General features: G+C 55.5%; 12 protein-coding genes and 1 pseudogene. 5 read left to right on the top strand and 8 right to left on the bottom strand.

What is annotated here, in order from left to right; translation table 11 throughout:
• Positions 1 to 58: 58 nt before the first annotated feature.
• The 4 genes and pseudogenes from TU75_RS28540 to TU75_RS12210 all read left to right on the top strand — a co-directional run.
• A pseudogene (locus TU75_RS28540) lies at positions 59 to 355 on the top strand (transposase); the annotation flags it as partial.
• A complete protein-coding gene (gene tnpB, locus TU75_RS12200) occupies positions 352 to 696 on the top strand; it encodes an IS66 family insertion sequence element accessory protein TnpB (RefSeq protein WP_003425037.1) in 345 nt (114 codons plus the stop codon). The pseudogene TU75_RS28540 and the gene tnpB, both read left to right, overlap by 4 nt.
• A 37-nt stretch (positions 697 to 733) precedes the next feature.
• Positions 734 to 2239 (top strand): IS66 family transposase, encoded by a 1506-nt coding sequence (tnpC, locus tag TU75_RS12205; RefSeq protein ID WP_003425038.1) that lies wholly within the window; start codon positions 734 to 736, stop codon positions 2237 to 2239.
• 3 nt (positions 2240 to 2242) lie between these two features.
• Positions 2243 to 2542 (top strand): plasmid pRiA4b ORF-3 family protein, encoded by a 300-nt coding sequence (locus TU75_RS12210; protein ID WP_003425039.1) that lies wholly within the window; start codon positions 2243 to 2245, stop codon positions 2540 to 2542.
• A 92-nt stretch (positions 2543 to 2634) separates the two neighbouring features.
• On the opposite strand, the gene merB is transcribed toward TU75_RS12210, so the two are convergent.
• Genes merB through merT form a run of 5 tightly spaced genes read right to left on the bottom strand, consistent with a single transcriptional unit; the run spans position 2635 to position 6094 of the window.
• A complete protein-coding gene (gene merB, locus TU75_RS12215; RefSeq protein ID WP_003425042.1) occupies positions 2635 to 3273 on the bottom strand; it encodes an organomercurial lyase MerB in 639 nt (212 codons plus the stop codon).
• 12 nt (positions 3274 to 3285) lie between these two features.
• The gene (merA, locus tag TU75_RS12220) at positions 3286 to 4968 is read right to left on the bottom strand and encodes a mercury(II) reductase (RefSeq protein WP_003425044.1); all 1683 of its coding nucleotides are present in this window, start codon (positions 4966 to 4968) and stop codon (positions 3286 to 3288) included.
• Positions 4969 to 5003: 35 nt separating this feature from the next.
• The gene (gene merC, locus TU75_RS12225) at positions 5004 to 5438 is read right to left on the bottom strand and encodes an organomercurial transporter MerC (protein WP_003425046.1); all 435 of its coding nucleotides are present in this window, start codon (positions 5436 to 5438) and stop codon (positions 5004 to 5006) included.
• Positions 5439 to 5450: 12 nt separating this feature from the next.
• Positions 5451 to 5726, bottom strand: coding sequence for a mercury resistance system periplasmic binding protein MerP (merP, locus tag TU75_RS12230; protein ID WP_003425048.1), 276 nt, complete (start codon positions 5724 to 5726; stop codon positions 5451 to 5453).
• Positions 5727 to 5743: 17 nt separating this feature from the next.
• Positions 5744 to 6094, bottom strand: a complete 351-nt coding sequence (merT, locus tag TU75_RS12235) for a mercuric ion transporter MerT (protein ID WP_003425049.1) — start codon at positions 6092 to 6094, stop codon at positions 5744 to 5746.
• A 71-nt stretch (positions 6095 to 6165) separates the two neighbouring features.
• Between merT and merR the strand changes: the two genes are divergently transcribed.
• Positions 6166 to 6597, top strand: coding sequence for a mercury resistance transcriptional regulator MerR (merR, locus tag TU75_RS12240; protein ID WP_003425050.1), 432 nt, complete (start codon positions 6166 to 6168; stop codon positions 6595 to 6597).
• Between the two features lie 574 nt (positions 6598 to 7171).
• On the opposite strand, the gene TU75_RS12245 is transcribed toward merR, so the two are convergent.
• From TU75_RS12245 to TU75_RS12255, 3 genes are all read right to left on the bottom strand, one after another.
• Positions 7172 to 9061, bottom strand: coding sequence for a hypothetical protein (locus TU75_RS12245; RefSeq protein WP_141719143.1), 1890 nt, complete (start codon positions 9059 to 9061; stop codon positions 7172 to 7174).
• A gap of 238 nt (positions 9062 to 9299) precedes the next feature.
• Positions 9300 to 10976: a UvrD-helicase domain-containing protein gene (locus TU75_RS12250; RefSeq protein ID WP_060549068.1), complete on the bottom strand. Its 1677-nt coding sequence runs from the start codon at positions 10974 to 10976 to the stop codon at positions 9300 to 9302.
• Entirely contained in the window at positions 10973 to 12898 is a 1926-nt protein-coding gene (locus TU75_RS12255; RefSeq protein ID WP_060549069.1) for an ATP-dependent nuclease, read from the bottom strand. The genes TU75_RS12250 and TU75_RS12255 overlap by 4 nt, the downstream gene beginning before the upstream one ends.
• Positions 12899 to 13485 lie beyond the last annotated feature (587 nt).

A 13485-nucleotide genomic window follows, 5' to 3' on the forward strand; every position in this document is an offset into this window, starting at 1 on the left:
TCGAGCCGGTCGCCGCCCCAACTTTCCGCTGGACTTTAAACGCCAAGTCGTCGAGGCCACCTTCCAGCCTGGCGCCTCCGTGTCATTGATCGCTCGCGAACATGACGTCAATGCCAATCTGGTCTTTCGCTGGCGGCAGCAATACCAAGAAGGGCTATTCGGCCCGGTCAGCCAGAGTGCTTCGTTTTTGCCAGTCCAGGTGATCGAGGCGCCAATGGATCTGCCGCCAGTCTTCCAGCCACAGGCAGAGTGTCATTCCGAGATCGCAGTTGAGGTAGGAAAAGCCAAGTTGCGTATCACCGGAGCACCAGACCCGCAGACGCTGCAACTCGTCTTGCAGCAGTTAGTGCGATGATTGCCCCTCCCGCTGGAACCCGTATCTGGATCGCCGCTGGCGTCACGGACATGCGTCGTGGCTTCGACGGTTTGGCGGCCATGGTGCAGACTCAACTGGAAGCCGATCCCTTCTCCGGTCAGATCTTCGCCTTTCGCGGACGGCGTGGTGACCGGATCAAACTGTTGTGGTGGGATGGCGACGGCTTGTGCCTGTTTTGCAAACGGTTGGAGCAAGGACGCTTTGTCTGGCCGCAAGCAACCAGCGGCAGCGTGTCGCTGACGACCGCGCAGTTGTCGATGCTGTTGGAGGGCATTGATTGGCGCCGGCCAATTCGTACAGCACCCGTCCTCGCGGTCTGACTTGCCGCGCTGAAAAAATCCCCAGTAATATTCGGGCATGACCCTCGTGACCGACTCCCTGCCGAATGATCTTCAAGCCTTGAAGGCGCTGATCGCTGCCCAGCACGCAGAGATTGAGCGCTTGAAGATGATGATCGCCAAGCTGCGTCGTACGCAGTTCGGTCGCAGCTCCGAGCAACTGGAAGCGATGATCGACCAGCTCCAGTTGAGCCTTGATGAGCTGCAAATCAGCCAAGCCGAAATGACACCTCCAGTCGAGCCGGCACCTCGCGCAGTTTCGCGCCGTAAACCATTGCCTGAACACCTACCTCGCGAAACCCACGTTCATCAGCCCGAGTCGCAATGCACTGGCTGCGGTGGGACGCTTCGCCATTTAGGTGAGGATGTGTCCGAAGTGCTGGAGTACGTTCCGGCACGTTTCAAAGTCATTCGCCATGTCCGTCCGAAGTGGGTTTGCCGCTGCTGCGAGCACTTCGCCCAGGTGCCGGCACCGAGTCGCCCGATCGCCCGAGGTCTTGCCGGCCCAGGGTTGTTGGCCCATGTGCTGGTCTCGAAGTTTGTCGATCATTTGCCGTTGTATCGGCAGTCCGAGATCTACGCCCGTGAGGGCGTGGAGCTGGAGCGCTCAACCCTGGCCGACTGGGTTGGCCAGAGCAGTCAGTTGCTGCGACCACTGATCAACGCCCTTGAGCACCACGTCATGAGCGGACACAAAGTCCATGCCGACGACACGCCGATTGGCGTGCTCGCGCCGGGCAACGGCAAGACCAAATCGGCGCGCCTGTGGACGTACGTGCGGGACGACCGACCTACGGGGGACGCGACACCGGCGGCGGTCTGGTTTGCCTACTCGCCGGATCGCAAGGGGCAACATCCCCGCGCGCATCTCAAGCGCTTCAGCGGGATCTTGCAGGCGGACGGCTATGCCGGTTTTGCTCAACTATATGCCACGGGCACCATTGAGGAAGCGGCGTGTTGGGCTCACGCCCGGCGCAAGTTTTACGAGGTCTACAAAGACCTGGCTTCACCACTTGCCGCCGAGGCGCTGCAACGGATTGCGGCCCTGTATGCCATCGAAAGCGAGATTCGAGGGCAACCGCCCAACCTGCGAAAAGTGGTTCGGCAAAGCCGAGCCAGTCCGCTGCTGGAACAACTCCACGCGTGGCTCAACCAGACGCTGACTCAACTGTCGAAAAAATCGGCATTGGGCGGTGCGATTCTCTATGCCCTCAATCGGTGGCAGGCCTTGGTGCGCTATTGCGATGACGGGCGAATTGAGATCGACAACAACGCTGCCGAACGCGCGCTACGTGCTGTCGCGCTAGGCAGAAAAAATTATCTGTTCGTCGGTTCCAACGCCGGCGGCGAACGAGCGGCTGCGATTTACAGCCTGGTGGGTTCAGCCAAACTCAACGACCTGAACCCGCAAGCCTATTTGACACACGTGCTGGAGCGCATCGCCGACCACCCGATCAATCGGGTCGACGAACTGCTGCCCTGGAACGTTTCTCTCGCCTCCACGGAACTCTGCGAGGCCGCCTGATCCATGGTAAAAACTGTTCGCTTGCCAAAACCCGAACCTGATTTGTTGCTACTGCACATTGAATTGAAGTGGATCGAACCTGCCATCTGGCGCCGTGTGGCGGTGCCCGAGAACATCACCTTAGGCAAATTGCACGCGGTGATCCAGATCGCAATGGGCTGGCACGATGACCATCTGCATGAGTTTGAAATAGCTGGTGAGAGTTACGGTATTCCCGACTCCGATGGATGGGGGCCTCCCGTGAACTCGGAGACCCGCAAGACTCTGATCAAAGCGTTGAACGGGAAAAGGACATTCCGCTAGGTCTATGACTTTGGCGATGGCTGGGATCACCGGATCAAAGTCGGAAAGAGAAATCCGATGCCCACTCCGTAGGACATTGAGTCGAAATCCAATCACGATGTTCTCATTGGAAGGGTCTGCAACAGATGTCGATTAAGCTCCTGGCCCACGCCGAACGCCTCTTGGACGCTTACGATAGTCAATCCTTGATGCTTGGAGGCCCAATCTTCTGCCGCTGGGATAGATGCGAAGAAATGCACATGGCAACAGAAGGACTGACGAACGTCGGCCGCCTCCTGCGGCAATACCAGTGACACTGCCACGTCGGCAGGTTCAACAGCCTGTATCTCGCTGGGTGAAACCGTAAGCGAAACGGGTGCTCCAGTTGCAGCGCAATGCGACGAGACGCGAGCTGTACGGCCGATTAACGCCGGGAGCATCAGGGTGTCCAGCGCGCACCAGGCATACAGCCGGCGGTTGTCAATTTCCAAGACATGCGACGTCTCGCGCAAGGTGAGGACATAGCCGATGATGTTCCCATCGTTGTCGTATTCGGTACTGGTGGCTTGTTCGAGCACAGCCGCCACTTGCTCAGCGGGCCAGCCAAGAGTCCTGGCAAGCGTAGTTCGCGAAATCGGGCGTCCCTTGGCAAGTTCACCCAGTAGCGCGACCAAGAACTCCGCAAAACCTTTGGGCCGGTTGGTCGGGGTGAGACGTTCGGCGATCTCGGTAATGTAGCGGGCAAATTTCATGGTGCTCTCCATTCATCCAGCGCAGCAGGACAATTGCTTTACGTCCTTGGTGAAAGTCTGCGCCGCGAGCTTCAGGCCCTCGACCATGGTTAGGTAGGGGAACAACTGGTCGGCCAGCTCCTGCACGGTCATGCGGTTGCGAATAGCCAGCACCGCCGTCTGAATCAGCTCGCCCGCTTCCGGGGCCACCGCCTGCACGCCGAGCAACCGACCAGAACCCGCTTCGGCGACCAGCTTGATGAACCCTCGCGTGTCGAAGTTGGCCAGCGCACGCGGCACGTTGTCCAGGCTCAGCGTGCGACTGTCGGTTTCGAGGCCTGCGCGCTGTGCTTCCGCTTCGCTGTAACCGACGGTGGCCACCTGCGGATCGGTGAACACCACCGCCGGCATGGCATCGAGATTAAGCGTAGCTTCGCCGCCGGTCATGTTGATCGCCGCACGGGTGCCAGCCGCCGCCGCGACGTAGACGAACTGCGGCTGGTTGGTGCAGTCGCCGGCTGCATAGATATCCACTGCGCTACTGCGCATGCCCTGATCGATCTGAATGGCGCCGCGTTCATCCAACAGTACACCCGCCGCTTCCAGGTTCAGGCTTTGGGTGTTGGGCGTGCGGCCGGTGGCGACGAACAGTTGGTCGGCGCGCAGTTCACCGTGGTTGGTGGTCAGTACGAATTCGCCGTTGGCGTGGGTCACCTGACTGGCTTGTGTCTGCTCAAGCACGTCGATGCCCTCCATGCGGAAGGCTGCGGTCAGCGCCTCGCCGATGGCCGGATCTTCGCGGAAGAACAGCGAGTTGCGCGCCAGGATGGTGACGCGGCTACCCAGCCGGGCAAAGGCTTGCGCCAGCTCCAAGGCCACCACGGATGAGCCGATCACGGCGAGCCGTTGCGGAATACTGGCGCTGGCCAGTGCCTCCTCCGAGGTCCAATAGGGGGTGTCTTGCAGCCCGCGAATCGGCGGCACGGCCGCACCGGCGCCGGTAGCGATCAGGCAGCGGTCGAACGCGACTTCGCGCCCGCCCCCCTCGACCAGTTCGACGCTGAGCGTGTGGCCGTCCTGGAAGCGAGCGGTGCCACGCAGCACGGTGATGGCTGGTGTGCTCTCCAGAATGCCTTCGTACTTGGCGTGACGCAGTTCGTCGACAAGGCCTTGCTGTTGCGCGAGCAGCCGCTCGCGCAGGACGGTCGGCGGCGTGGCGGGCATTCCGTCATCGAACGGACTCTCGCGGCGCAAATGAGCCACATGCGCGGCGCGAATCATGATTTTCGACGGCACGCAGCCGACGTTGACGCAAGTGCCGCCGATGGTGCCGCGCTCGATCAGAGTGACGCGGGCGCCGGCTTCCACCGCCTTCAAGGCGGCCGCCATTGCCGCACCGCCGCTGCCTATGACTGCAATGTGTAGCGCGTCGCCGTTTTTGCCGACCTCGGTGTCGCTGCGCAACCAGCCCAGCGCCTTATCGAGCTGGCCGGGGCGCGGTTGTAGCGAGGCGACTTCGAACGACGCTTGATACCCAAGGGCCTCGACGGCGGCTTGCATTTGTTCACGGCTGACAGCCGCGTCGGCCGTCATTTCGGCCTTCCCACCGGCGTAGGAGACGTCCGCCCGGTGCACGCCGGAGATTCCCTCCAGAGCATCTCTGACGCGGTCGGCACAGGAGGCGCAGGTCATACCGTGGATTCGCAGTGTGGTCATAGCGTTTACTTCCTCAAATGGGTCTCTTTGCGGCATTACTGTTTTGGCTGTGGTGGGCAGGCACCCGGGGCGCAACGGGGGTGGGCGGGCGACACGAGATCCCAGATCGAGCCCCCAAGCATGAGGGCCAGACCGATATAGAGCAGCCAACCGCTCCGCCAGCCATAAGCCCGCATCAAAAACACCGCAGCCAAGACCAGGACAGGGCCTATCAGGCCGAGTGCAGTTCGCTGCCACTGCCGATGTTTGAGCCAGCCAAGGGAATTGACGAGCAGCGCCAGGGCCGCAAACAAGGGCAGTAGCGTGGTGATGAACAGGCCTTCCCACTGGCTCAAAAAGCCCAGACCGATTGCAGCGCCTAAGCTAGCCAGAGCAGGAAAACACGCGGCGCAGCCTAGGGCTGAAACCAGCACACCGACGGAACTGGCTTTGTCACCGATCCGCGTGAACAGATTGAGAGGATTTCTCATTGGTATTTCCTCCTATTGCTTGATGGTAGATGGATAGCCGGCATCCTCGGTCGCCTTGGTCAGGGCCTCGGAGTTGGTCTTGGCATCGTCGAAGGTCACGATGGCTTCGCGTTTCTCGAAACTCACCTCGGTCTTGGTCACGCCCTCGACCTGGGTCAGCGCTTTCTTGACCGTGATCGGACAGGCGGCGCAGGTCATGCCCGGTACCGACAGGGTGACGGTTTGGATGGCGGCCCACACCGGGGAAACCACGGCAATGAGCGCGAGAGCGGCAAACAGCTTTTTCATGGGAGACTCCTGCCTGATCAGTAAAACAACGGGAGGATGTAGGGGAAACCGAGCGCGACCAGCACGAGTGCCATCACGAGCCAGAAAATGAACTTGTAGGTAGTTCGTACCTGCGGAATTGCGCAGGTCTCACCGGGTTTGCAGGCTTGAGCCGGGCGGAAAATGCGCCGGTAAGCGAAGAACAGCGCCAACAATGCCGCGCCGATGAAAAACGGGCGGTAGGGCTCCAGAACGGTGAGATTACCGATCCAGGCGCCGCTGAAGCCCAGGGCAATTAGCACCAGCGGGCCCAGGCAGCAGGTGGACGCAAGGATCGCCGCCAGACCTCCAGCGAGGAGTGCACCACGGCCCTTTTGTGATTCAGACATGGGTTCAACCTTTCGAATGTTTGATCGATGGGTTAAGGTTATTTCCGTAGTCAGGTACGGAGTCAAGCGGTATGAAAAACACTGCGGAAAGCCTGACCATTGGCGTCTTTGCCAAGGCAGCCGGGGTTAACGTGGAAACCATTCGGTTCTATCAACGCAAAGGGCTGTTGCCCGAACCGGACAAGCCCTACGGCAGCATTCGTCGCTACGGCGAGGCGGATATTGCACGGGTGAAATTCGTGAAGTCCGCACAACGGCTGGGCTTCAGCCTCGATGAAGTGGCCGGACTGTTGCGGCTCGATGACGGTACGCACTGCAATGATGCGCGTGTGCACGCCGAGCAGAAGCTCGAAGACGTGCGGGGGAAACTTGCGGATCTGCGGCGGATCGAGTTGGTCCTGGCGCAGTTGGTTGATGACTGTTGCGCGAGCCACGGGACGGTTAGCTGCCCGCTGATCGATTCGCTGCATGGAATAGATAGCCACGAAAACTTCGCGCCTTAGCCTACGATTTCCCGTTTCATTGCCCCCCTGTTTGTCGGCTTGAACAGGAAAAGAGCGGCGCTCAATGAGCCCCGTTGACTGGCCAAACCTACGGTCTGCTTTTAGCCACGCTCTTACCCTACAGAGCCGAGAGTCCTGATCACTTCGAATGCAAATGATTGGTCAGTTGCAACGCAAATGGGTGGTCAAGTGGGGTGCAATTTCGCAGTTTTTGAGTGTGAGCGCGTCAATCAGCGGTTAAAGGGGATTAAGGTCTGAGATGCAAGGCGGTGTAGTTCGGACGCTTACCGAAGAGGGGGGGTAGCAGTATTAGTTGTGGACAAGAAAAAAATCGAAATAAGCCGGCGTTCCAAACTCGAGCTTCAGATGATCGAGCTCGCTATCGCGGCAAGATCAGGCCGTGATGTTCAGCGCACATGGATAACCCATTCCTTGGTTTACTTTCACCGTTTACATCCCGCCCCTTCTAGCGAGGTGACATCGATTCCTGATCCTGAGGGCAATGGTTATTCGGTGACCCTGGCAGGAGTCACCTATTGGATACCGGATCCACGCAGCCTTTCGCTTGTACAGGCTAAAGATCTCTAGGGAAAAAGACGCCGAGTTTCTCAAAGTTATTCTTGAGGCAGGTGAAATACAGGAGCTCATCGTCTGCGTTTTTGCTGTGGTTGAATGACACACATGGATTTCGTAGGTTTCCGCGGAAAACGCGAAACTTTCCTTGGTGGCGGCGAATCATGGCAAGGATTTGCTTCACTTCTACCCTTGCTGACGGCAGGGAGAGCTCGATAAGAAAGCCTTGGGATTTCTCTTCCGCGGGCTCAGCATCGTTCTTCGCAGTGCCGAGCGGGCGCCTTTGTGTTTCGAATAAGTAAAAATGGCGTTCGCCGCAAATGATCCGGACGATTTGCACACCACGTAAAATTTTGAGCTTGGGTTCGAGATAAAGCCATTTGCTCTGTTCTGGAGATACCTCATCTTCATCGTCGAACTCTTTCAGCAGAACCAATTTCGCAGGTCCGACGGTGCCCCGTTGGCCATCGAGCGTTAGCCATTCGACTCGATCAATAACGGTTGAGTATGCGTTTCTCAATGCGCAGAGTGCCTGCCACACGTCTGTGAGAACGCCCGATGATTCCCACGGTTGTACATCCACAATTTCCGCTTTACCAACACCAGATCCCCGCTCACTAGGATCGCCAGCAGAAAGCACAACGGCATCACCTGTAGGTAGGATTTTTTTTCCACGCTCACCAGGTTTGCGCTGAATGCGCTTGTTGATAGTCCGACGCTCTCCGAGTACTTCAAAGCTTTCATTAAGAAGGATATGCGTTCCTATATCGGGATCGGAGGCCTGGTCATTAGTCAGCTCAGCCTTTTGGTCCAGAGGAAGGGTTTTTGTCGGACGTTTGATGAAGACCCCACCATCATCTTCATTGTCGTCGCTCGGTGCTTCGGTGCTGTAGTCGGGCCGGTACACCTCAAGTTCTGGGCCGAGTGGTTCGCTCGCTCCGGTGAGACGCAGGCAGAGAAACGTTTTCCGACCATTAATCCAAAACCCTCGCGCCCTCACTTTCGCAAGGCCGGTAAACCAGGGTGCAATTTTTAGATCACCAAATGGAGCTGACAGATTCTGCGTGCCGTTGAAGGCCGACTCCAGGTCCGCGTATAGCTTTTTGCACTGATAACGGGCGTACTCGTCATGCCGCATATGAGCGAGAAACACAGCCTCGCTTTCTCTGATTTTGGGCTGCAGCTTCACGACGTTCTTTTCCCAGGTCTCACTATGGTCAAAGAAAAATCGCTTTTGGACTTCGTCCCAAGGGTATGTCGTGAGAATTCGACTGGTTTCGGAGCTACGGCCATAAAGACGTACTAACAGTTCCACGCATGGAATTAGCACAGTTTCATCACCTGTGCCTTTGAATTCGATCAGCCATGAGTCTATGGAACTCGGCAATTCGTAGGTGCTGTAGGCGGAAGTGAGCCCCATTTCCGTGGCTTGTACGAACTTCCATTTGTTCGGGGTGAAGTCCAGATACTGCTCTGGAAGATTTTCCATCTGGGTGTCTGAGCTCAACGAGCCTTCACGCCAAACGGTCCCGATCTGAAAATAGCTTAGGTAAGGCAACCCGATGGGGACAGTGTGAAAGCTTCCCAGCTGTCCCTTGGCGTCAACGTTGCGAAAATGCACATTTACCAGAGGTACAGTTCTTTCTCGGGCATTCGGCGTGAACGACCCATACCACAATACAAGTAAGTCACCTTTAAGGTCTTTGAAGCGGCCGGCCAGACTGATCTGTGGTTTGGGATAAGTAAATGCGCAGCGGTTGACCGAATGCAACCAGGCAGGCTCGAGCCTAAAAGGAGCTTGATCGTAAAAATTTAATGTTAAATCTGACAAGAACCACCTCAAATTTACATCCGCAACAAGGCCGCGCTGCATGCCTCCTGCACGGAACATTGCATTTGTGCCTCAGCCCATAACAGATACTGCTTCATACGTAAGGCAAACAATTCTTTGCCTTAATACCGATTTAAGCCTTTTAAGCAAAATATTCTTTGCTTTACAGCAGTGACGACAATCCACTGCTGAGAGATTTCGGAATCAAACCGTTGACAAACGCGATCGTGCAAATCAGCGGGTGTCCACATTCCATGAAATGTGGACACCCGCCAAGGATGGTCAAAAAAATAGTCAATCAATTCGCTACTGTGGTGGATACGAAAGGCGTGCTGTAGGAGAAAAACTCCACCTGCTCAGTCCGATGGACACTCCACTTTTTTGTATAACCCTCTGGTCTTTCTCGTACTGCAGCATGCGTGAGTACCAACCGCCTCTTGGCACGAGAAACTCCTACAAAAAATGCACAGCGATTCGCATCTTGATCACCGAAGAAAATTTCGTTATCGACGGCCATGATGATGACGGAATCGAATTCCAATCCTTTGCTTTTATGGATGGTTAAGATTCTGACTGCTTGATCGTCCGAGAAGCGCAGCAGTGCCTTGGGAAGCTCAGGCTCAAGCTTAAGCAAATCTTCAATGCGAGTTCTTGTGTCGCGCAATACTTCCCCTAACCGATTCTGTGATTCGTAGTCGGGAGAGAGCGCAGTCAGCGTCTCTAAACCAATATGCTGGAGAAGAGCTTTCGCTGTTTCCCACCATCCCTCGAATGACTCACCGATTAAGTCCGCTATCGCGACGTTCTTACGCTGTGTTTTGATGAACCGGCCTAGATCCTGCCGCACACTGGCCTGTAATTCTTCATCGGCGTATGGAATCAACTGGTCCATCAGTCTTATCCACGCCTTTGGCTCGCGCTGGCCATAAATGCACAATAGGTAGTCCACAACTAGGCGCGCAGCAGGCTCAACGGTGATGTCCTGCATTTGCTGTTCATTTCGGTAAGGGATGCCCCGCGCCTCCAAGGCGCTCATCAGTTGAAGGGCGTATTGGTCAAGGAGTTTGGACACCAAAATAGCGATTTGAGAAATAGGTACTGACTCTTTGCGGACCCATTCAGAAATCAGATCCGCCAGGCTCTCAGCTTCAATCTCGCTATTTTCATACCTATAGGCGAACACCTCGCCTTCGTCTCCCTCAAGCTGGTCGTCAGTCATGACCGAGGTTGGGTCAAGCACTCGGATAATCTCATTCTGCATTCGCAGTAAACGGGGTTTGGAGCGAAAATTGCGATACATATTGAGTGGGATTGCATTGAAGTCTTCGGCAAACGTCTTAAAAATTCCGTCAAGTGCGCCTGCCCAACCCATAATTTTCTGCTTGGTATCCCCAACTGCAGTCAGTCGAATGGACGTGCCAATGAATGCAGTTTTAATCAGCCGATACTGCTGATCAGTGCAGTCTTGGAATTCATCCAGAAAGACATCGCTGTAAGTTTGCCGAATCGCATTTCGAGCGATGGCCGATTTCTCGAGTATCTGAATAGCCAGGGGAACAAGGTCACCGAATTCAATCTGTTTACTGCCAATTTTTCTGTCACCGATTTTGTAGCCTGGATCGAGACTGTCGTTACCTGTTAGAACTGGCCGAAATCTATCGATGATACGTTTTGCGAAGGCGTGGAACGTGTGGCTATCGAAGCGTGACGAAAGGTCGTTCCCGCAACGCCGCTGAACACGCTCCTTAAGGTTTTTACTCGCATCTACCTTGAATGAGATTGCCAAAATCCGCTTTGGATACCGGCAGGTGCCGGTTCTTAAGAGGAAGTCTGCGCGCTGAGCGAGCATTTCTGTCTTGCCCGCCCCAGGTCCAGCGGTAAGAGCCAGGCAGCGCTCTTGTTCCCTTGCAGCGAGGGATGCATTGGGTTCGAGCGTCAGTCCGTCTGCTGGTTGCCACGCATCAATGGAGATCACTCAGGAATCTCCTCAAGCATAGCGATGACTGCATCGGCCAAATCATTGAGTGACTTAGGCATTCCTATGAGCAACTGATCATCGGTTAGCTTGGCCAGTGCCTCAAGGTGTGCTGCGGGCTTGCTACCTAGCTTGAAGCTTTGATGATACGTACCAAATAACTTCAGCTCCTCAGGGGTGTATTGAGCTGAATTGTGATGGCTCTTACCCAGGACTGCCTTGATGGTCTGGGCATCTGGATCTTCTTTAACCACTTGGTAGGCATCTGGGTACGCAAGAAGCAATGCAAAATCCAGGTCCATTGGGAAGGAGAAGAAAACACCACGCTCTTGTAGTGCGGCGAAGAAGTCCTTGTTGTCCTCACCAAAATAATGGTGAGTGCGCAAAGGCGTGACGTCATCGTCCCACTTCGGAATTGTCACTAGATTGGAAAGCATTTTAGTGGGCTCGAATTTAGCGAATTGGTCGTTCACATATTTTATCCGCCCCCATCCCGCCGCATATCGAGCAACATCCAGATCCAAGAGAGTCACGTACGGGATTTGCAGCTCTGACAGCAGGCGCCAGAAGTGATTCACATGCCTGCCACCCAATGGCGCAATCGTGATCGCTGATTCATCCACTGGTGTGCCTTTGGCGCGCAGTAGCCGGGGTAAAACGATCTCCTCACTATCTCCTTCACCCAAGACGACCAACCGGGAAAAATAGACTTCCGGAAATGCTTGAACGGCTTCACGCACATACTTGTGAGCATCGTCGGTCTTTTCAGGAAGCTTGATACACGTGACTCGCGTTTGCCGAGCATCCGTTAGGCGGAGGTAGCGGATATGTTCCGGCTCCACTCTGCGCAGCATGGAGGGCGCATGTGTTGCTATCAAAGCCTGAGCATCGGGATGTTTCACCATCGAGTTCAATGCGTTGACGATACGGCCCAAGTAATGGGGGGAAAGACTGTTCTCTGGCTCCTCAACCGCGATGAGGGTAAAAACAGGTGGCCGCAGTCTGTCAGGGTCGAAAGACGTATTTTCTCCAGACAAGACTGCCCGGCCAATAGCCTGGGATGACAGAACCAATGACAGATAGAGCATCGACTTCTGGCCGTCGCTCAAGCGGGCAAAGTCGACGAGATTGTCGTCATGCCCAGGGGAAAAGGAGACGGACAAATGCCGGAGAAGGGACTCGATTTCGGAGGCCACAAAGGTGATCTTGGGGTCCGTGAAGAAGCGGCCCTTATGCAGCTCGCCCCATACAGCCCTAAGACTGGTACTAAATGCGTCAATGCAAGGGTTGGCGGCTAAGCTTTCGCTGATTTGATCAGTGAGTCCCTTGATAGTGGATCGCTCACTGTCCCATTGCACTGAGCGCAAAATCCGCCCGAGTAATGCATTGGCGCCATAGGCGATGTGATCTGCGGGGTCACGTCTGGCTGGGAGGTAGTGCACGTGGATGTGGTTGCGTTCTGGACGTGCAACCTGTGCTGTGTTGAGTGGAGCTCCCTCTGTATCCACATCAAGCACATACACCAGGCTTTCTTCAATATCGCCATCTATGCCCATAGTTGCTTCGAGGCGGTAACGAACACGTGGAATGCCATGCAGCTCATCAAGCCGCATGTGCCCGAAATGGGGAGCAACGGTGCTGTTATCTTCGTCTTTGGTCAGCTCGGGAAAAAGGAAGTCGGCTTCTATCCAGAGCTTTCGCTCTTCTGGAGCTTCAACTTCGATGTGTGGGACATGGAAGTCGGAGCGCTGGATGCGCCGCAGTGAAGGATCGAAAGCGAAAAGTCGGCATAGAGCTTGTAGAGCAGCCGTTTTACCCGAGCCGTTCGGACCAATCAGATAGGTGATTTTGTCAAAACTCAGCTCTGTAGGTTTCAGTCCAAAGGATTGAAAGTTAGACAGGCGTATAGATTGTAATTTCATATCTCGACTGGACCATCCCTTCCATATTCACCTTGGGTTCGCTTCCGAACCCCCACCGCTTAATCTCCCATACTGGCTATCAAAGTGCCATACAGACGATTGAATAGGGTTAGCGAAAACATAAGCTCAGCACCGGTTTTTACGACGCATTGGGCAACCCGAAATCTGAAACGCTGTTGCCCCATGGAACCCTAGGGTGTCTGGCTGACCTAGCGAGAGACGGCAGCCTCTCATCCGGATTCACCGTTAGCGAGGCGGCTGAATGAGGGCGACGTAGGTGCAGAGAAGGGTGATGAGGATGCTCGTGAGGGTGATTGTGTTGGTGTAACTGGAGAGGAATGCTTCCATGTTGGTTTTTCGGTAAGGGCACCTTGAAGATTGCCCAGGTTAAAAAACCTTTTCAAGCTCACGATGAGGCGTGGGCTAGAACATTACCGTCCCGAAAGCAGACGCTTTGAAGTGTAGTGGTCTAATGAAACCGGACACCCATTTAGGCGAGAATGCTCGCCAGATCGAGGTGTCAGATGACCAAACAACGCCGCTCCTTTACTCCTGAATTCAAACGCGAGGCTGCCGACCTCGTGCTC

This window comes from Pseudomonas poae, from assembly GCF_001439785.1.
Lineage (GTDB): Bacteria > Pseudomonadota > Gammaproteobacteria > Pseudomonadales > Pseudomonadaceae > Aquipseudomonas > Aquipseudomonas poae.

Coding starts and splice junctions, on each gene's coding strand:
- tnpB (WP_003425037.1), top strand. CDS start 352: ATGATTGCCCCTCCCGCTGGAACCCGTATCTGGATCGCCGCTGGCGTC.
- tnpC (WP_003425038.1), top strand. CDS start 734: ATGACCCTCGTGACCGACTCCCTGCCGAATGATCTTCAAGCCTTGAAG.
- TU75_RS12210 (WP_003425039.1), top strand. CDS start 2,243: ATGGTAAAAACTGTTCGCTTGCCAAAACCCGAACCTGATTTGTTGCTA.
- merB (WP_003425042.1), bottom strand. CDS start 3,273: ATGAAATTTGCCCGCTACATTACCGAGATCGCCGAACGTCTCACCCCG.
- merA (WP_003425044.1), bottom strand. CDS start 4,968: ATGACCACACTGCGAATCCACGGTATGACCTGCGCCTCCTGTGCCGAC.
- merC (WP_003425046.1), bottom strand. CDS start 5,438: ATGAGAAATCCTCTCAATCTGTTCACGCGGATCGGTGACAAAGCCAGT.
- merP (WP_003425048.1), bottom strand. CDS start 5,726: ATGAAAAAGCTGTTTGCCGCTCTCGCGCTCATTGCCGTGGTTTCCCCG.
- merT (WP_003425049.1), bottom strand. CDS start 6,094: ATGTCTGAATCACAAAAGGGCCGTGGTGCACTCCTCGCTGGAGGTCTG.
- merR (WP_003425050.1), top strand. CDS start 6,166: ATGAAAAACACTGCGGAAAGCCTGACCATTGGCGTCTTTGCCAAGGCA.
- TU75_RS12245 (WP_141719143.1), bottom strand. CDS start 9,061: ATGTTCCGTGCAGGAGGCATGCAGCGCGGCCTTGTTGCGGATGTAAAT.
- TU75_RS12255 (WP_060549069.1), bottom strand. CDS start 12,898: ATGAAATTACAATCTATACGCCTGTCTAACTTTCAATCCTTTGGACTG.